This is a genomic window from Methanosarcina soligelidi (genome assembly GCF_000744315.1).
GTDB lineage: Archaea > Halobacteriota > Methanosarcinia > Methanosarcinales > Methanosarcinaceae > Methanosarcina > Methanosarcina mazei.
The window spans coordinates 3,467,844-3,485,257 of sequence record NZ_JQLR01000001.1 but is presented as its reverse complement, the minus strand read 5'-3'; the positions used below and the strand labels follow the sequence as shown (position 1 = coordinate 3,485,257).

13 protein-coding genes and 1 pseudogene are annotated in these 17,414 nt (G+C 41.9%); 12 read left to right on the top strand and 2 right to left on the bottom strand.

Going from position 1 to position 17,414, the window contains the following annotated elements; all coding sequences use genetic code 11:
• The first annotated feature begins 2 nt into the window (after nucleotides 1–2).
• Nucleotides 3–1,232 carry a Coenzyme F420 hydrogenase/dehydrogenase, beta subunit C-terminal domain gene (locus tag M886_RS14930; RefSeq protein WP_048051416.1) on the top strand — a complete coding sequence of 410 codons (1,230 nt, stop codon included), beginning with the start codon at nucleotides 3–5 and terminating at the stop codon, nucleotides 1,230–1,232.
• Nucleotides 1,223–2,818 carry a hypothetical protein gene (locus M886_RS14925; protein ID WP_048051415.1) on the top strand — a complete coding sequence of 532 codons (1,596 nt, stop codon included), beginning with the start codon at nucleotides 1,223–1,225 and terminating at the stop codon, nucleotides 2,816–2,818. The genes M886_RS14930 and M886_RS14925 overlap by 10 nt, the downstream gene beginning before the upstream one ends.
• Before the next feature lie 173 nt (nucleotides 2,819–2,991).
• Here the strand turns inward: M886_RS14925 and M886_RS14920 are convergent, their stop codons facing one another.
• Nucleotides 2,992–3,711, bottom strand: coding sequence for a hypothetical protein (locus M886_RS14920; protein WP_152558048.1), 720 nt, complete (start codon nucleotides 3,709–3,711; stop codon nucleotides 2,992–2,994).
• Nucleotides 3,712–4,318: 607 nt separating this feature from the next.
• Between M886_RS14920 and M886_RS14915 the strand changes: the two genes are divergently transcribed.
• Nucleotides 4,319–4,795 carry an erythromycin esterase family protein gene (locus tag M886_RS14915; RefSeq protein ID WP_268745886.1) on the top strand — a complete coding sequence of 159 codons (477 nt, stop codon included), beginning with the start codon at nucleotides 4,319–4,321 and terminating at the stop codon, nucleotides 4,793–4,795.
• Between the two features lie 304 nt (nucleotides 4,796–5,099).
• Nucleotides 5,100–6,196: pseudogene (locus M886_RS18090) on the top strand (IS630 family transposase).
• 109 nt (nucleotides 6,197–6,305) lie between these two features.
• Here the strand turns inward: M886_RS18090 and M886_RS14900 are convergent.
• Nucleotides 6,306–7,763: a cobyric acid synthase gene (locus M886_RS14900; RefSeq protein ID WP_048051767.1), complete on the bottom strand. Its 1,458-nt coding sequence runs from the start codon at nucleotides 7,761–7,763 to the stop codon at nucleotides 6,306–6,308.
• Nucleotides 7,764–8,290: 527 nt separating this feature from the next.
• On the opposite strand from M886_RS14900, the gene M886_RS14895 reads away from it, so the two are divergent.
• The 8 genes from M886_RS14895 to M886_RS14860 all read left to right on the top strand — a co-directional run bounded on the left by M886_RS14895 (nucleotide 8,291) and on the right by M886_RS14860 (nucleotide 17,329).
• Nucleotides 8,291–9,439 carry a hypothetical protein gene (locus tag M886_RS14895; protein ID WP_015410857.1) on the top strand — a complete coding sequence of 383 codons (1,149 nt, stop codon included), beginning with the start codon at nucleotides 8,291–8,293 and terminating at the stop codon, nucleotides 9,437–9,439.
• 58 nt (nucleotides 9,440–9,497) lie between these two features.
• A complete protein-coding gene (locus tag M886_RS14890; RefSeq protein ID WP_048036614.1) occupies nucleotides 9,498–10,667 on the top strand; it encodes an ABC transporter permease in 1,170 nt (389 codons plus the stop codon).
• Nucleotides 10,668–11,732: 1,065 nt separating this feature from the next.
• Nucleotides 11,733–11,954, top strand: a complete 222-nt coding sequence (locus tag M886_RS14885) for a hypothetical protein (protein ID WP_015410855.1) — start codon at nucleotides 11,733–11,735, stop codon at nucleotides 11,952–11,954.
• A gap of 641 nt (nucleotides 11,955–12,595) precedes the next feature.
• Nucleotides 12,596–12,802 carry a hypothetical protein gene (locus tag M886_RS14880; protein WP_011032043.1) on the top strand — a complete coding sequence of 69 codons (207 nt, stop codon included), beginning with the start codon at nucleotides 12,596–12,598 and terminating at the stop codon, nucleotides 12,800–12,802.
• Between the two features lie 372 nt (nucleotides 12,803–13,174).
• Nucleotides 13,175–14,050, top strand: a complete 876-nt coding sequence (locus M886_RS14875) for a DMT family transporter (protein WP_011032042.1) — start codon at nucleotides 13,175–13,177, stop codon at nucleotides 14,048–14,050.
• A gap of 358 nt (nucleotides 14,051–14,408) precedes the next feature.
• Nucleotides 14,409–15,929, top strand: coding sequence for an AMP phosphorylase (locus tag M886_RS14870; protein ID WP_193334224.1), 1,521 nt, complete (start codon nucleotides 14,409–14,411; stop codon nucleotides 15,927–15,929).
• 91 nt (nucleotides 15,930–16,020) lie between these two features.
• Nucleotides 16,021–16,554: a tRNA (cytidine(56)-2'-O)-methyltransferase gene (locus M886_RS14865; protein WP_048036609.1), complete on the top strand. Its 534-nt coding sequence runs from the start codon at nucleotides 16,021–16,023 to the stop codon at nucleotides 16,552–16,554.
• Between the two features lie 358 nt (nucleotides 16,555–16,912).
• A complete protein-coding gene (locus M886_RS14860; RefSeq protein WP_230625043.1) occupies nucleotides 16,913–17,329 on the top strand; it encodes a hypothetical protein in 417 nt (138 codons plus the stop codon).
• Nucleotides 17,330–17,414 lie beyond the last annotated feature (85 nt).

The window sequence follows — 17,414 nt, the reverse complement described above, 5'->3', positions numbered from 1 at the left end:
AGATGTCAGGACTAAAAGATGCTTCCGATGTTAAAGCAGGGGATAAACTGCTTGGCTGGGCTGCCTCCGAAGATGTCAGGTCTCGCGGGGCTTCCGGAGGGCTTGTAACAGCTATGCTCGCAGCTGCCCTTGAGACAGGATTTGTGGACAGGGTGCTTGTCCTGAAAAAGGTCAGCGAATTCGAAGCCTATCCTGTATTTACTTCGGACGTGCAGGAAGTCCTGGAATCAGCAGGCTCCATGCATTCGGTGCCTGTAAACCTTGCCAGGTACCTGAAGCCAGAGACCTGCTTCGGAAAAATAGCCCTGCCAGCAAAACCCTGTGATGTAAGAGCAGTTATTGAGAGGGCGAAAAGGAATGTCCTCTCGTCTGAGAATACTTACGTAATAGGCCTTAACTGCGGGGGGACAATGCACCCGGAAAAAGTCAGGAAAATGCTTGAGACTGTCTACAGGCTTGATCCTGAAGAGATTGCAGGAGAAGAAATTGTAAAGGGAAAGCTTGTTTTCTTCACGAAAGACGGCAAAGAACACGCAGTCCCTATTGATGACCTTGAAGCCGAAGACCTCGGAAGAAGAGACTCCTGCCGCTACTGTCAGGTGAAAATCCCCACTAATGCTGACCTGGCATGCGGGAACTGGGGTATACCAGGAGAGCTAGCAGGAAAAGCCACTTTTGTAGAGGTTATGACAGAAAAAGGGGCAGAACTCTTGAAAAAAGCAGTTAAAGCAGGTTTTGCCGAGTTTATAAAGGCTGAAGAAAGAGGAATTTCTGCCCGGGAAAAAGTTAACAGAGTGATGCTCGGGATGAGCGAGAAAAGGAAAGCTGAAGTATTTACCCCTATTGAAAATGGAGAAGAGCGCTTCGAGTATTTCCGGAAAGGGCTTAAAAACTGCATCCACTGTGAAGCCTGTAAGGCAGTATGTCCTGTCTGCACCTGCGGTGAGGATTCAAAATGTACTGCTTACTCTTCCCCTGAAGACAGCTACAAAATGTCCCTTTTCCATATGGTGCGTTTCCTTCACCTTTCGGATTCCTGTATAGGCTGCGGGCAGTGTGAAGATGTCTGCCCTGCTGAAATTCCGCTTACACGCCTTTACCAGCGTTTTGCTGTTCCTGTCCAGAAAGAATACAGGTACCTTCCGGGTATGTCAGACAGGACTCCGCCTTTCTTTGCCCTTAAGCCCGAAGACAATGAAGACAAAGAAGGAGGTGGCTGTTCATGCAGATGAAGGACGGGAAAAAGGTGTGCCCGGAAAACGTATATTCAAGCATATGTCCCGGATGCGGGCTTGCCTGCGGGCTTTATATCAGGGAAAATATTTCCGAAAACGGAGAGTCGTCGGTGTCTGTGGACTTCCGTAAGAGTTCACCTGTAAATGCAGGCAAACTCTGCAGGTTCGGGCTGAAACTTCCGCTTTATTATGCCGGACCTCAGGCTTCGAGAGTAAAGGGGCAGGACTCTGGACTTGAAGATGCTATTTCGGAAACGATAAGGATTTTGAAAGCTGCACCCGCAGAAAGCCTGGCTTTCTTCTCCGTGGGTAATACAACAAATGAAGAACAGAAAGTTTTTTCAGCCCTTGCAGGCGTTTTTGGTCTCGATGTGGAAACCGGGATGGACGTCTACTCGTCGCTTCCGGCGAGGATGCACAATGCACTTAACCGGAGTATATCCCTGGAGGAAGTTGAAAATGCAGGGCAGATAACTCTCTTTGTTGATCCTTATTCTCAATATCCCCTGCTTCTCAGGAGGATTCTCAGGGCAAAAGAAAAAGGAGCAGAAGTTATCTGCATAGGGCCCAGGCAGCTGTCTGTTGCTGATAAGCAGTTCTGCCTGAAGCCGGCAGAGTATGTAAAATCCCTGTGCCCTTCCCCGAAATCCGTGATCATAGCTGATATTCACCCTTACTCTGACCCTGAGCATATGAAAGTGGTCATCGATCTTGCAGAAGCTTCAGGTTCGAAAATACTATTCCTCAAGCCCTTTGTGAATTCTACAGGGATGGAGACGCTTGCAGCAAACAGGAAACAGCGCACTCTGAAAAAACTTCTTCAGGACATAGATTCCGGGAAAATAAAAACACTCTTCTGCCTGGAATCCGATCTTCTTGAGCTTGCACCTGACAGGGAGGCCACAGTCCTGACCCTTTCGAAGCTGGACACCCTGATCGTTCAGACTTCAAGGCAGGGAGAATTTTTCAGGCTTGCCGATATAGTAATTGCATCCGAACAATTTTACCGCAAACAGGGTACGGTACTCAATGCGGAAGGAAGGCTGCTTTCGGCAGGTGGAAACTCAACTATCGGTTTCGATATCCTTTCCAGCCTGGCGGAGGCTTTTGGAAAACAGCCTGATTTCGAGTCGGTTCAGAAAGAGGTTTACGAGAGTTTCGGGATAAAGGAAGCAGGCGATTTCGCTTTAAAGGCATCTTTTGAGTCTTATTTAATCTCAGATGAACCTCCTGAAGTTGAAACCTCCTGCTTAAAGTGCAAACCCGGTCAGGAGGAAAGCTACAGGTCATTTTCGGAAACCTGTACAGAACCCAGCCCAGCATCTTTTTCAGCTTCACTGGTTTATTCTCTTTCCCCTTTTATGTGGCACGGACTTGAAGACAACAACGATTTTGTAGAACTTAATCTGCAAATGGCCCGCATGCTGGGGCTTAAAAAAGGAGGCACCGTAAAAATCAGGGCTCAGGGAAAAATGGCTGATATGAAGTTCAGGGTATCGAGCATTGAAAACGGCTATTTACTTTCCGCTCAGAAGCTGCCAGTTGCAAGCTTTTCAGGAAATGAAGTGGAGCTTTCTAGATAAAAAAGATGTCTGACCGGAAAAAGATGTCTCACCGAACCGCTGCCAATTTGAAATGGTGAAGGAAGTAATTATAGCTCCATAGACTGAGAATTCTATGGAGCCGCATTTTTTTCTTTCTGGTCTTTCTTCTCAATCTTTACTGGACACGAGGCATCGGTTGTAAGAAAGACTTTTTAAATAATTTTGCCTATTTTTTGCTTTGATCCTTTTTCTTTTTCAGGGTTAAGGGTAAGTTTTTCTTTTTCAGGATTCAGGGTTAATTCTTGTTCCATACTTCCCACGGTAATTATATAATCGCCTGCGGGAAGCGAATCAGTATCATAGTTGAATTTGAAATTTCCTTTTTCGTCAGCTTGTGCAGCTTCGTAACAGGTCTCGAATGTGAGTTTTACCTGTCCATTTTTTGCCTGTCCGGTGTTCGAATTACTTTTACACGTGTTTTTATCAGATTCTTCTTTTTTGCTTACAACATCTCCGTCAATTTTCACGAAATAACTCATCCAGGACGGTATTTTTGATTGAGATAGTGAGGCTTCGCCTTCCAGGGCGTTTGAGTGTCTCGTAAACCACCTGAATTTCTTAACCCTTACGTTTATGTCTCTGACCTTAACGCCGTCTTCTCCGGTGGCATTGACTTTGAAGGAGTTTTCACCTCCTGATATTGTTTTTGGAATGAACAGCTTATTTATCTGATATTTGTAACCTTTACCTGAAACAGGGACCATTTCTTCATGTAAAATAGTTACTTCAATTATTTCATTATTGGATGCCTCTCCTGAAATTGTGATTTCATCCCCTACACGGGGGCAGGCAGGAGATAATTCCCAGTGAGTAACATCAGCAGATGCGGGTAATATCAGGATTCCCGCGGCAGCACAAAACAGAATTACCATAAAAAGGGTTTTCCTCTGAAAAGCATATCTCAAAATGAATCCTCCTTTAATGCCTGCCTGATTTTTCATGCAGACCATAGAAGTAATTTTTATAAATGAAATTCTCTTTAATTATCTTTGAAAAGCATTTTTAACTAATGTTACTTTATTAGTTTTAAAATTTTTGCTTAAACTTCTCTTCCAGTAACACTATCTAAATTTTTATACTATTTTTCTTTTTGAATTTGTGTTATCCGGGTAGATGGAAGAAAAGATATTATAATTGTTATTTCCAAAATCGGCATCATTTAAACATCTGCTGTTTATCCCTGAATGATTTTTCATATAGGTAATTCCCGAAAAATAACCGACACGTTTTTAAGAGAAATAAAAGTGTTGAACTGGCTCATTAATATAATTATCGGTTTTTCATACTGCAAACTTTTACTTTTAAAGCCTGAATTTAGTGATCTCAGATAAGTAAAATAAGTAAAACAAGTTTATAAGAGATAAAATACTCAGTATCAAAATATATATTGATGCATCTGTGGCGCGTCAGTTATTGAACTATCATGCCGCACTGGCGAGAAAGCTGGAGCCAGGGAGATGACTTGTTGAAGGTCTCGGCATCCGTGACGCGATGATGGCGAATAATCTGGAGTACATCGTGTCCCGTGAACGTGGCCGGGGTAAAGTGCTGGTTTTTGCACACAATAACCATCTCCAGCGAGGAAAGGCACAATGGCAACTTGGAGCTGACCTGCTGGCATGGTGGCCGGTGGGATCTCACCTCAATAAGATTTTTGGCGATCGTTATGCGGTAATTGGTTCTGCCGTGAGCGTTTCTTATACCAGTGAAATCGGTCAGCCTGAAGCCGGTACTCTTGAATCGTGGCTTACTTCTGTTCCAGAGCCGGCAAGGTTTATTCCAACTCATGCAGGCAGAGGGCTTCCAGCTTCGGAGATTGCATCTCTTCAGCCCCGCTCCGGAAGCATAAAGAACCCTACCTATTTCTCACTAACTCCTCGAAGTCTCACCGACTTCGACTGGCTTGCTGTCCTTAACTCAACCCAATACAGCCGGGGAGGACCGACGCTGAAATAAAATGACTTTAATCTTAGCAGCAATTTGATAGAATATAAAAGTTTTAAAGCGGCCCGGTTTTCAGGGGGGTTATAAAAATCGGTGTTTATTCAGGTTTTTAAGATAAATAAACTGGTCTTATCAATCAGTCTTACTTTAATTAAGGAGAACAAATTCACAATGAATAAATAGATAGGATAAAAATTATTATACATTGAGCGGGTCCTGAGGAAAGTCAGCCTCTGCAAGCATTGTACGTTACCCTAGTGTCTCAACCATTTAATTATTAGTCATCATTATAAACGTTGAATACTTTTATACCTTCATGCTACAGATTCAACTTGCAGATAATGAAGTAAATTTCCTTCAGGATTTTGTGAGAAAAGGACGTAAAAGCGCAAGAGAACTAACTCGAGCCCGTATTCTCCTTCTATCAAACCAGCAAACAGAAATCACTGAAATCGTGAAAATATTAGGTATTTCCAGGAGTACCACTTTGAATATACGGAAAAGATACCTTGATGAAGGTCTCCCCAATGCTCTTTTTGACAAATCGAGATCTGGTCAACCTATAAAATACACTGAAAAACATGTTGCAGAAGTAATCGCTTTAGCCTGCAGCAGTTCCCCTGATGGAAGCAAAAGATGGTCTCTTTCCCTGCTTACTGAAGAACTTAGGAAAAAAGAAGGATTTGAAACTATAGGTAAAGAGAGTGTCAGGCTTATTTTGAAAAAAGCAAAACTAAACCTTGGTTAAGACGGATGTGGTGTATTCAGACTATCGATACTGAATATAGAGACAGGATGTATGACATTCTTAGTCTGTATGAAGAGGATTATGATCCTAAAAAACCTCTTATCTGTCTTGACGAGAAGCCTAAGCAACTGCTCAGGGATAAAAGAATGAGCATTCCTATGAAGCTTGGAAGTTCAGAAAAATATGATTATGAGTATGTCAGAAACGGAACAGCAAACATATTCATGGCGGTAGAGTTCAAAGCAGGAAAAAGGGTAACTCAGGTAACCAAAAGAAGAACAATGAAGGATTTTGCACAATTCATGAAGATTCTTGTCACAGAAGAATATTCTGAAGCAGAAGTCATCAGACTGGTTACGGATAATCTCAATATCCATAAAGAGAAGTCATTCTACGAAGCATTCTCAGAAGAGGAAGCAAAGAAGATTCTGGACAAGATAGAGTTCCATTACACGCCAAAACATGCAAGCTGGCTCAATGCTGCTGAAATCGAGATCAATGTCATGGATATCGAATGTACAGGAAGAAGGATCGGGGACATCGAGACGCTTAAAAATGAAGTGGATTCATGGACAAAGAGAAGGAATGAACACAAAAGGAAAATTGAATGGAAGTTTACAAGGAAGAATGCAGATGAGAAAATGTCAAAGTATTATGTGAAATAATTAAATGGTCATGACACTAGGTTCCATTTTTTATTCCAGCTATTCCCCATACTTCCGCAGAACCTGCTCAAAAACTGTTTTTTATGCTTTATTTCTCTGCGTGTCTGTTTCAGACTCCTGCGATCTCGAAGAGCTTTTCCATGTCAACGTTCCGCTCAACCACATTTGCGAGCTCTTCGTAAGCATCGTTTTCATTTATTGCCTCATCTGGTTCGTATTCCAGGCCCTTCTTCTCATAAAGATACCGGACAAGGGCATTTCTTATATTCCTGTTATCAAAAAGCCCGTGAAGGTATGTGCCGATTACGAGACCGTTCTCATCAATAGCTCCATCGTCTCCGAAAACGGTGCGGTTTGAATCCGTAACTCCCATATGGATCTCATAACCTTTTATCTCTTCACCATCTATGGGTTTCAGGATAGGGCCGTAACCATTGACTTTTTTTGTTACCTGGACAGTTCTCTTTTTATATTCCCCGAATCTGGTCCCTATGTCCAGAAGTCCCAGGCCTTCAAACTCGGCTTCGACTCCGTTCTCTACTCCGGAATCAAAGATAGTCCTGCCAAGCATCTGGTAACCGCCACAGATCCCGAAGATAGGGACTTTTCCTTTGAAAGCCTGAATTTTTTTGTCCATCCCACTTGCTCTGAGGTCAAGAAGGTCATTAACAGTGTTTTTCGTCCCAGGGATCATGATCGCATCAGGGTTTCCGAGTTCTTCGTTGATGTCCACATACCTAACTTTTACGAGCCCCTCAAGGGGTTCGAAGTCCGTAAAGTTTGAGATCCTTGGCAAGCGGATTACTGCAACCTCTATTTCTTTTTCTGCCTTTGAATCCTCTTTATCTCCGAGAGAGACCGAATCTTCGGAAGGGATGCGGAGCTTGAAATGAGGAAGGACCCCAAGCACAGGGATTCCGGTTTTATCCTCAAGCTGCTTGAGTCCGGGTCTCAGGATTTCTATGTCGCCCCTGAACTTGTTGATTATAAACCCTTTGACGTTTTTCCTTACATCTTCAGGCAGAAGGACAACAGTGCCGTAAAGGCTTGCAAACACGCCTCCCCTTTCAATATCTCCTACAAGGATTATAGGGGCCTGTGTGAGCCTTGCAGTACCCACATTCACGATGTCCCTCTCATAAAGGTTGATTTCTGCAGCTCCTCCGGCTCCTTCCATAACAATAATGTCATGCTCTTTCCAGAGCCTTTCAAGGGCTCCTTTAAGCACTGCGTGCATCTCTTCAATGGAATCGTAATACTGGCCTGCACTTTTGTCAGCATAGGGTTCGCCCAGCAGGACTACCTGGGAAACGCAGTCCCCTTTTGGTTTCAGGAGAACAGGGTTCATATCTGCAGTGGGTTCAGTGCCTGCGGCTTTTGCCTGAATTGCCTGTGCAATCCCTATCTCCTTTCCGTCCTTTGTAATCCAGGAGTTCAGGCTCATATTCTGAGCCTTGAAAGGAGCAACCCTGTAGCTTCTGGACAGGATCCTGCATATGGCAGTTACGACTGAACTTTTTCCAACATGAGAGGCGGTTCCCAGGATCAATAGGCTTTTTTTCTCCATTTTTACCATACCTTCTGCGCAAACAGGCTTTTTATAATTCAAATACAAGTAATGGTTTTAACTGACAATTTATTAAAATCAAAGTAAGATTTTTGCTTTTGCAGATATAAATCAAGTAAACTTGTTTAAATTTAATAATTGTCATCTTATACTTCAACTAAAGAATAAATAGTTTCGGATTCATTGCAGCTTTTGTTTAGTTAACTTTAGCGAAATTTTGATTTTTCTGCCTTTTTTCCTTTTCAATTTTTGTTTTCTTATATTTCTCCTTATCTTTGAGTTCAATTACATTTTATCACACATTTTTTACTATTTTACTATTCATTTACCATTTTACTATTCATTTACCATTTTTTCCGTACATTTTTTACCTTACTACGCTTTACTTCCTTACTTCTCTCACTTTTTCGCCATAATTTTTCGATTTATCCGCAGCTTCCCGTATGAAAAAATGAATTTATCCGGCTACATTTCTTTTAAATAAGATCAAAACAATCTTTTTGTTATCGAATCGGGGAAAAAAGATCATGAAAGCCGTGCTTTTCTTACTTGTTTTACTTCTTCTTTCAGTAATTCCTGCTTCAGCAGCAGACTCTTCCAGGGTAGATGGAACAGGCTCAGCCCGCATAGACGAACTTTACAGCGATATAGAGTCCTTTGATGTGACATTTTATTCCTCTCAGGAGGAAGAGAACCTGACCCTTGAAATGTCTCTGATGAAATCAGGTGTAAATGAAAAGGTCGTCAGTACACAGGAATTTTCAACTGGCAGTTTTCCTGCAAACACAAAAGTTACGAAAGCTGGCTTCTGGAATGTCAGGAATGCCGAACGAGGGGCTTATACTCTGAAAGCAAAGCTTCTGGATCAGGGGGAGGTGCTTTCGGAATCCGAATATAATTTTGTCTACGGAAGCAACTCGGCCTTAAGGCTTCAGGTAGATGATCTTGTCCCCAACTCCGAAGGGATTGCTGTTGTAATTTCCCCGAAGCAGGCTTCACTTTTTGATATTGAGTACATGCTTGTAGACGGGCATGATGTGGTATACAGGACAAAAACCGAAAAGGCATCCCTCACAAGCGTTCCGGAAACCTTTTCTGCTTCCTGGGGCACCCTTCTTGAAAACAATAAAGAGTACTCTGGTAGAGTAAAGATCAAGGTCTATTCCCCCAGTCGGGGATTTATAAGCTCAACCGAGAACTTCACTGCCAGGGATGATGCCGAAATTACTGATATTTATGAGGACGAGACCGGGGCAAGTGCAACTGTTTTTGGGCGTTCCCAGGTGCCTTTTGAAGGAAGCCTGGTTTTCACCGTTTATAAAGTGAAGGAAGGCTCAGGGCATAACAGTTCTGTGCTCGTAGAGTCTGCCCGTGAAAGAGTCCCAGTGCTTCTTACTGATGACGACGAGACAGTTGAAGTTGCCTGGAAAGAAAGGCTTACAGAAGGAGTCTACAGGCTTGAAATCGAACTCACAGGCAACGATGGGGACCTTATCGAACGCAGGGAAACCATTATTGAGTCTGACCTCCCTCCGGCAAATGCAAGTGAGGTAAGCCCTGACGCAGGGCGTGAAACTCCGGATGAAAATGAAGGTAATGGCATTCCGGGCTTTTCGTTTACTGCCGGAATTTTAGGTCTTTTCATTGTTTTCGGCTTTATTAAAAAGCTGCATTAATCAAATAAGGATAAATCTCAGTGAAAATTAGAATAAATCTCAAAAATCCGTGAATCTCATGAATTATGAACTCTTTATCGCCTTCAGGCAGATTCGGGCAAGAAAATTCCAGACTCTTCTTTCGGTAGGAGCTATAGCCATTGCTGTAATGGTACTTACGGTTTCCCAGGCACTAATGGTGGGTTTTACAGGAGAACTTTATAAAACTACCGTTGACAAACTCCCGCATGTCTCGGTCTCACCTCAGGAAGGCGAGGATTATATCTATCTTTACGGGACTCTCATGGAAAGGATCGGTACGATTGAGGGAGTCACCGCAGTTTCCCCTTTCCTTACAGGGCAGGCTTCTTTCAGGTTCAAGGACAATTCCCTGAACGCCGAGTTAAGGGGCGTGGTTCCTTCACAGGAAAATGAAATAAGCTCTATTGAAGAAGATATTGTTGAAGGCAGTTTCAGGGAACTGGAATTTTCAAGAAATACTGTTGTTATAGGCTCAAAACTGGCGGAAAAACTCGAAGTTAACCTTGGGGATTCCATAGCTGTGTCTTTTCCGAACGCAAATCCCCTCTCTCTCAGGGTTGTAGGGATTTTTCATACGAGATCTCCTCTGGATGAGTCTTTGACCTATACATCCCTTGATACTGCCCGGCGGTTCTATGATGTCCCCAATGTGGTTAACGGCGTCTGGGTACGGCTTTCTGATTTTAACAGGGACCGTGAAGTTGCAGAGGAGATCGAAGAACTCGGTTATAATGCGAGGGGATGGACAGAGACAAACCCTGCAATCCTCCGCACGATTGCTATTGAAAGAACATCGAATAACGTTGTATACGGGCTTATTATTGTCATAGCTTCTTTTGGTGTGGTAAGCACCCTGAACCTTTCAGTAATAGGCGCGACAGGCCAGATAGGTATGCTCCGCGCTATGGGCGCCCCGGTTTTAAGTATCCAGAGAATTTTCATACTCCAGAGCGGGATTCTTGGCCTTCTGGGAGCTCTTGTAGGTACTTTTGCTGGGGTTCTCATATCCCTGGCAATAGGACAGTATGAGATTCCCTCAACGCAGGCAGATGTTTACGCTGGCATGTCCTTTATCCCTATTGTCGTGCGGGCTCAGGACATCCTTATTATAATTCTCGCAGTTTTCCTTCTGAACCTTATTACAGGAATTTATCCCGCCAGGCAGGCAGCGAAGCTGGACCCTGTGAAAGCTATAAGCACAAGGTAATCATGCTGAATATCTTATCATGCGAGCCCCAAAATACTCGATTTTATGCCGGATATTCCGAAGGTCTGATGTGTACGTTAATAGAAAATTAAACCGCAGGATTGAAGCTTAAAACTATATAGAAGTGTAAATAAGTAGTTAGGACAGATAAGTACAATAAATCCATGAGCATTTGGATAAAGTTATTAGAGGTAGAAATTCTCCTTTCAGGTAAATTCTCCTTTCAGGTAAATTCTCCTTTCAGGTAAATTCTCCTTTCAGGTAAATTCTTCGTTAAAGCAGCAGTTTTTCCCTGTTTTCCCTTTTATTCATCAAATCATTAGAAATAATTTATGATTGCAAAAAAATTAATGAGGCTCTTAAAATTATCTATCACATTAAACATTTCAACGAGAGCCAATACGTCACCAGGATTGAAATTTCAATTCCGGTAAATATATATCTTTTTTGACGAATGATTACTTACTTAGTAAGCGTAGCGAACAGAAACAAACAAGAACCTTGTGCAGGAATTCTCATCAACTGATCATTGCATGGGAATTCTCTTTTTTTATTTTTACAGCCTACCGGCTGAAATAACTTTTTTATAGCTGTAATCTGTTTTTTCAGACGTACTGTACTTTTTTTAAGGAAGCTCTTCCTGAATTTCAACGACTGTTCTTAATAACTTTAGCTTTTCAGAAGAATTTCGAAAACTTTATTTATGCTGATATTATATCTCTGTTCGCTAATTTGTAGCACAGACCGAACATTTGGGTGGGGGATTACCGACAGCTGATCACTGTCAAAAGGGAATTCCCTTTTTATTTTTCTTTTCCGAATACTATTTTTTAGCTTGCATTAACCTCTTTTTAAAAATTACTAATTTTTTTGATTTTTCTGCAGTTTTTAAATTTTATTGCATGGACGTTTTTCCAGAAATTTGATAAATTTTCTGTCTTCGTGAATATACAATTGCAGTTAAACTGCAGTTTGCGCAAAAAAATCTTTTATATAATTTCGGATATTACGGCTTCTGTCACCGGATACAAATATTTATATTCTTTGGTAGATAATTTTACTTTGATGGATGATAGCAAAGAATACCAGCTTTATCTTGAAGCCCTTGATGAAGAACGGTCTGCATGGTCCAGGAGGACTGCTATAAAGAGGCTCAGCGAATGCAAAACAGAAGAGTCTCTTTATTATCTTAACGAACTTGTTGTTGACAGGTATTTTCTGGTTCCGGATTGGCTTAAAAAGGTTGCAAGGGAATATTACGTATCTCTATGCCTCGAGTTCCTCTAATAGCTTAATTTTTAATAAACTACCCTTCAAACCTTTTTCTTTTAATAGCCGTACCCAGGTTTATATTCCAGAAGCTCAGGCTCCTTCAAAGGCGGATGATAAGCGACTTTCTATTTCAAAAGTCCATGCTCCTTCAAAAGCATACGACAGGCAACTTTCTATTTCAAAAGTGAATTCTTTTTAGTTCAGTTCAGCCAGGATTCAAAATCAAAAACTTTAAATTTATTTAGAACCAGAAAAAAGCGTATCTCTGCCAGATCTGGTATATACAAAGCACATAATTCTTAAGCAGCCCGATACTCCTGTAATATCCTGAGAATCGGTATGCTTAAGGCTGTGAAGGTACCCTTTACTAATATATTCTTATCTCTGGCTACTGTACTAAATTAAGAACCGCTTCTTTCCGCTAACTTATATAAAAGATACCTGATTCTTTGTTGAATTCGGGCTTTTATGATTAATGAGCTTATTGATTACTTATAAAGAGTAAGTTGGAAGCAGTAAGTTAAAAACTTATTTGAATGAATATCTGTTTAAAAGATAATTTGTTTAAAAGATGATTTGTTTAAATGATAATTTGTTTAAACGATAATTCGTTGTAACGATAATCTGCTGTAATTATCTCAGGAGGAACCATATTTATGCCTAAGGATACCGAAAAGACATTGGGAGTACCGGCAGCAATTCTGTTGCTTATTGGAGGAGTATTCACAGTTATTTTATTCTATTTTATGTTCCAATTTGCTGAACAGGAAAACCTTATTATGGTCATCTTAACTGCATTATTAATAGGCGTGGTTTCAATGATTGTAGCTAAAGTTCTGGGCCGCATATCCAGGATCAGATGACCGGGGTTAAGTGCACGCTTACTTTTATTAATTTCTTTTCCTCTCTTTTTTCTGCACCATTACCAGATCATAAATTTTATTGTTTAATCAGGAATTACTCTGAATTTTTTATCGGGCATCTTGGGCGTCTTATCAATGCTGATATTCCTGAAAGGTCAAGTCTGTAAAAAATACAATAAAAAATAATTCATTCTGAATTTTCTCTGGTTTGAGGAATAACTATTCAAATATGCTCTGCTTTCAGTTGAATATTCCATCTAAAATTCCGCTAAACAAAGATTTCAAATGAAATTCCGTTAAACAAGGTTTCAAATGAAAAAGAGTCTCTAAAAAAGGTATCTTAAACCGAAGATCTGGAGAAGAGGTTAAGGAATGCAAAAACGGGCATATTTACTTATTGCTGTGAGTGGTTCCCTTTGGGGTACAATAGGAATTTTTGTCCGGGAGCTCTACGGTTTAGGGTTTTCTACTCTTCAGATCGTAACCATGAGGGTGTTCTCAGCGGCTGTTATCATGCTGCTATACCTTCTTTTTACAAAACCGGAACTGCTGAAAATCAGATTCCGGGATTCTCTTTATTTTGTGGGGACAGGTATCCTCAGCATTGTTTTCTTTAACCTCTGTTATTTTATCACCATCAGAGAGACGTCTATAGCAATTGCAGTCACCCTCCTGTATACAGCCCCTGCATTTGTTGCAATACTTTCCAGGATTATTTTCAGGGAAAGCCTGGATGCAAAAAAACTTTTTTCTCTGGGCCTTACCCTCACAGGGTGTGCTTTTGTAACCGGCTACCTTCCTGAACTCGGAAATTCTCCCTCTATCACTCTGCCCTGGCTCCTTACAGGGCTGGGGGCAGGTTTCGGGTATGCCCTTTACAGTATTTTCGGAAAAGTTGCTCTTAAAAAGTACGATACTGTAACAATCACAGCCTACACTTTCTTTTTTGCCAGCCTTGCCCTCCTGCCTCTGGTTAGCTTTGAAACTTCAGGAGAGGCTTTCTCTACGGGAAGTTTCTGGACCTACCTTATAGGTCTTGGCTTCTTCCCCACTGTTCTTGCCTATTTGCTTTACACAAAAGGGCTTGAAGAAGTCGAATCTAGCAGGGCGGCTATAGTAGCGACAGTAGAGCCTGTAGTGGCTACCTTTGCAGGTTTCTTCTTTTTCAGGGAAATAGTGTCAGGCTGGCAACTGGCAGGGATACTCTTTGTACTTGCAGGTGTGGTGCTTATACAGGAGAGAAAATGAAAATTTCCTCAAATTTTCTCCCTAAACTCTAATTTTTAATCTTTTTTCACTGCATGCTTTCAGTTTTCTTTTTGCTTTCACAGAATCGCTTAGAATAATAACAAGGTTAATATGTCTGGTAAGTTCTGTATTTAGTCTGATATCTTATCTGATAATGTGAATATCATCTGATATCATACCTTACTTCCCATGTCCTTTACTCCATATGTGCTACGTTTGATCTTTTCCCGCCACATATTTTCAGATTTTCTGTTAGTTTTCGGCGCTGAAAAAGCCAGCAGAATATCTGGTCCGGGCGAAATAAATTACAATGACATAATCATAATTATATTGAGAATGAAAAGGATGGTGTTATTTGATGCAGTTGAAGCTGGAACATTATAATATAAAAATTGGACAGCACAAAGTGTTGCTGAATATTGTCGATGCGAAAGAACTGGGAGTCAACCCCGGAGATAGGGTCCGCATCCGGGGGCATCAAAGCCTTTCTGCCATTGTGGACACAACTGATGACATGGTTCCTCCGGGAACTCTTGGTGTCTTTACTGAAGTTTATGAACATTTCGAAGACTGGGATAAGCCGGTAGAAGTTGTCCCTTCTTTTCGCTCAAAATCCGCAGCCGTTATCAAAAAAATGCTGGACAAAAAGCCTGTTGTACAGGACGAGATCAAAATGCTTGTAAGCGATATCGTTGATGAAAACCTGAGCGATGTCGAGCTTTCTGCCTTTATAACAGCTTCATATATCCACGGGATGACCGATGACGAAGTCGAATGGCTGACAAGGGCAATGATAGATACAGGAGACACTATCGAATTCGATACGCACCCTATTATGGACAAGCACTCGATAGGTGGGGTTCCCGGAAACAAGATTTCTCTCCTTATTGTCCCCATAGTTGCCGCAAACGGGCTGCTCATCCCAAAGACCAGTTCAAGGGCTATCACGGGTGCAGGCGGGACTGCCGACCTTATGGAAGTGCTCTCTCCTGTTGAGTTCAGCTCGCAGGAAGTAAAGGAGATAACCGAAAAGGTAGGAGGAGCACTCGTCTGGGGCGGAGCTACAAATATTGCGCCTGCAGATGATAAGCTCATCAAAATTGAATATCCCCTGTCCATTGACCCTTATTACCAGATGCTTGCCTCAATCATGGCAAAAAAAGGAGCCATCGGGGCAGACAATGTGGTAATGGATATCCCTGTCGGGCCGGGCACGAAGGTCCCCACAGTTCAGGAAGGACAGAAACTGGCCAGAGACCTCATCAACCTCGGGCACAGACTTGGAATGAATGTTGAGTGCGCTATTACTTACGGTTCGTCTCCTATCGGGAGGAGAGTAGGACCTTCTCTGGAAGTAAAGGAAGCCATGAAAGTCCTTGAGAGCATGGAAGGTCCAAACAGCCTTATTGAAAAGAGCGCGGCTCTCGCAGGCATTCTTCTTGAAATGGGAGGGGCAGCTCCGAGAGATCAGGGAAAAGAGCTTGCACTTGAAACTCTCAGGAGTGGAAAAGCTCTCGAGAAAATGAAACAGATCATTGAAGCCCAGGGAGGAGACCCGAACATCAAGTCCGATGATATTCAGACAGGGCAGTACACTGCTGATATTTTTGCTTCTACGGACGGGTATGTTATGGAGTTCGACAACAAATGGATAATTGAGATTGCCAGGCTTGCAGGAGCTCCAAATGACAAGGGAGCTGGAGTTGCAATACACAAAAAGAGAGGAGAACAGGTTAAAAAAGGAGATCCGATTCTCACCATATATGCCGAAAAAGAGATCAAACTTGATAATGCACTGGCAACGGCACAGAGGACAAACCCGATAATAGTCGAAGGCATGCTTCTCAGAAGAATTCCTGGAACTTATGGGTTCCAGTAATATTTCTGTAAGAACAATTTTCTCTTTTTTTCTTTTTTTCAATGAAAGCTCAGTGAAACCCTTTAATACCTTGTCAGGGTTTTAGCCGGACATGAAGAGAATTGTATTACTGCGCCTGGGGCACCGCCCTGAGAGGGACAAGAGGATTACCACACACGTTGGCTTAACTGCCAGGATGCTTGGAGCTGAAGGCATGCTTCTTGCTTCTGATGACTCCGGGATTGTGCAGAGCCTTGAAGATGTGGTCAGGCGCTGGGGTGGAAACTTTTACATTAAAAATAATGTCAGCTTTAAACAGGAAATCAGAAACTGGAAAGAAGGAGGAGGTAAAGTCTGCCACCTTTCCATGTACGGAGTCAACCTTCCGGATCTTGCTGACGAGCTTAAAAAGTGCGACAAATTAATGATTGTTGTGGGTGCGGAAAAAGTTCCTCCCGAAATTTATCAGCTCGCTGACTGGAACGTGGCCGTGGGAAGCCAGCCCCATTCCGAAGTTGCGGCAGTTGCAATTACAATGGACAGAATCGCTGAGGGTGAACCTCTTGAAAAAGAGTTTTCGGGCGCTGAACTGACAATTGTCCCTGCCGAAAGGGGCAAACACGTAATCGAAAATGCCGGGGAATGAAACGGGTTCAGCAGGTCATGACAGCAGCTTCTTGATTTTTATCTTTTATATTTTTGACACTATGTTTTGTTACGAATATTTAGAAAAGTGTTAAATATAAGTTCGTCCTAGGATAAATGTCTACAGGCAGTTATTCCTCCTGCTAACGTCAGGGCCCGGATTTTTCCGTTTTTGTTCCCGCCAGTAGGGGCTGGCAGGTGTGATTTCATCACGGATCCGGAGAATTGATTTTTTTTCGGTTGAGGGGTACATGCTGGCAAACTTTTCCAGTCAGACGCTTTATTTGCCAGGCATCCCTCTATTTTTTCCTCTTTTTTGAAATATAGATATATTCAAATAATATTAAAATGTAAGACTAATGACTCATATGGATCTGGTAGCGCGGGAAATTAATTTATTAGCAGGATCTGTGCTTCTTTTTGTAGTTCTGGCTCTATTTTTTCATTTTTACAAAATCAGGCTGCTCTCTCATTCCCTCAGGCTCTGCAACTGGATCTGCGGGATGGCAATCAGTTCTGACAGCCCCTGGGTCAAAATGTTTGTTCTTCACCTTGTGTTTTTCATAAGGTTTCTTATGTACCTTGCAATTATTTCTCTTGAACAGGTGGATAAGCTTACAACCAGAAGCCTTTTCAGGCATTATATCTCAGGCAGCAGAATTGTTCTCCTTGAGTATATGTCTGTATTCACTCATTCCTCCAGTGAAATTGAAAAAAATATTTATAGTCGGAACTTCCAGGCTGCAGGCAGAACAGAACAGTTTATCAAAAAATAATTTCCTGGAATTCCATATAACATTTTATGCCCGATGCTTTTTTTCTCAATTTTCGTAAGTATGGACTAATTATTTCTGATATGCG

What these genes read in the sequence shown, in the direction of transcription:
- M886_RS14860 (WP_230625043.1), top strand. Translation starts at nt 16,913, where the DNA reads ATGACTCATATGGATCTGGTAGCGCGGGAAATTAATTTATTAGCAGGA.
- M886_RS14925 (WP_048051415.1), top strand. Translation starts at nt 1,223, where the DNA reads ATGCAGATGAAGGACGGGAAAAAGGTGTGCCCGGAAAACGTATATTCA.
- M886_RS14895 (WP_015410857.1), top strand. Translation starts at nt 8,291, where the DNA reads ATGAAAGCCGTGCTTTTCTTACTTGTTTTACTTCTTCTTTCAGTAATT.
- M886_RS14920 (WP_152558048.1), bottom strand. Translation starts at nt 3,711, where the DNA reads ATGGTAATTCTGTTTTGTGCTGCCGCGGGAATCCTGATATTACCCGCA.
- M886_RS14870 (WP_193334224.1), top strand. Translation starts at nt 14,409, where the DNA reads ATGCAGTTGAAGCTGGAACATTATAATATAAAAATTGGACAGCACAAA.
- M886_RS14865 (WP_048036609.1), top strand. Translation starts at nt 16,021, where the DNA reads ATGAAGAGAATTGTATTACTGCGCCTGGGGCACCGCCCTGAGAGGGAC.
- M886_RS14875 (WP_011032042.1), top strand. Translation starts at nt 13,175, where the DNA reads ATGCAAAAACGGGCATATTTACTTATTGCTGTGAGTGGTTCCCTTTGG.
- M886_RS14890 (WP_048036614.1), top strand. Translation starts at nt 9,498, where the DNA reads ATGAATTATGAACTCTTTATCGCCTTCAGGCAGATTCGGGCAAGAAAA.
- M886_RS14900 (WP_048051767.1), bottom strand. Translation starts at nt 7,763, where the DNA reads ATGGAGAAAAAAAGCCTATTGATCCTGGGAACCGCCTCTCATGTTGGA.
- M886_RS14885 (WP_015410855.1), top strand. Translation starts at nt 11,733, where the DNA reads ATGGATGATAGCAAAGAATACCAGCTTTATCTTGAAGCCCTTGATGAA.
- M886_RS14880 (WP_011032043.1), top strand. Translation starts at nt 12,596, where the DNA reads ATGCCTAAGGATACCGAAAAGACATTGGGAGTACCGGCAGCAATTCTG.
- M886_RS14930 (WP_048051416.1), top strand. Translation starts at nt 3, where the DNA reads ATGTCAGGACTAAAAGATGCTTCCGATGTTAAAGCAGGGGATAAACTG.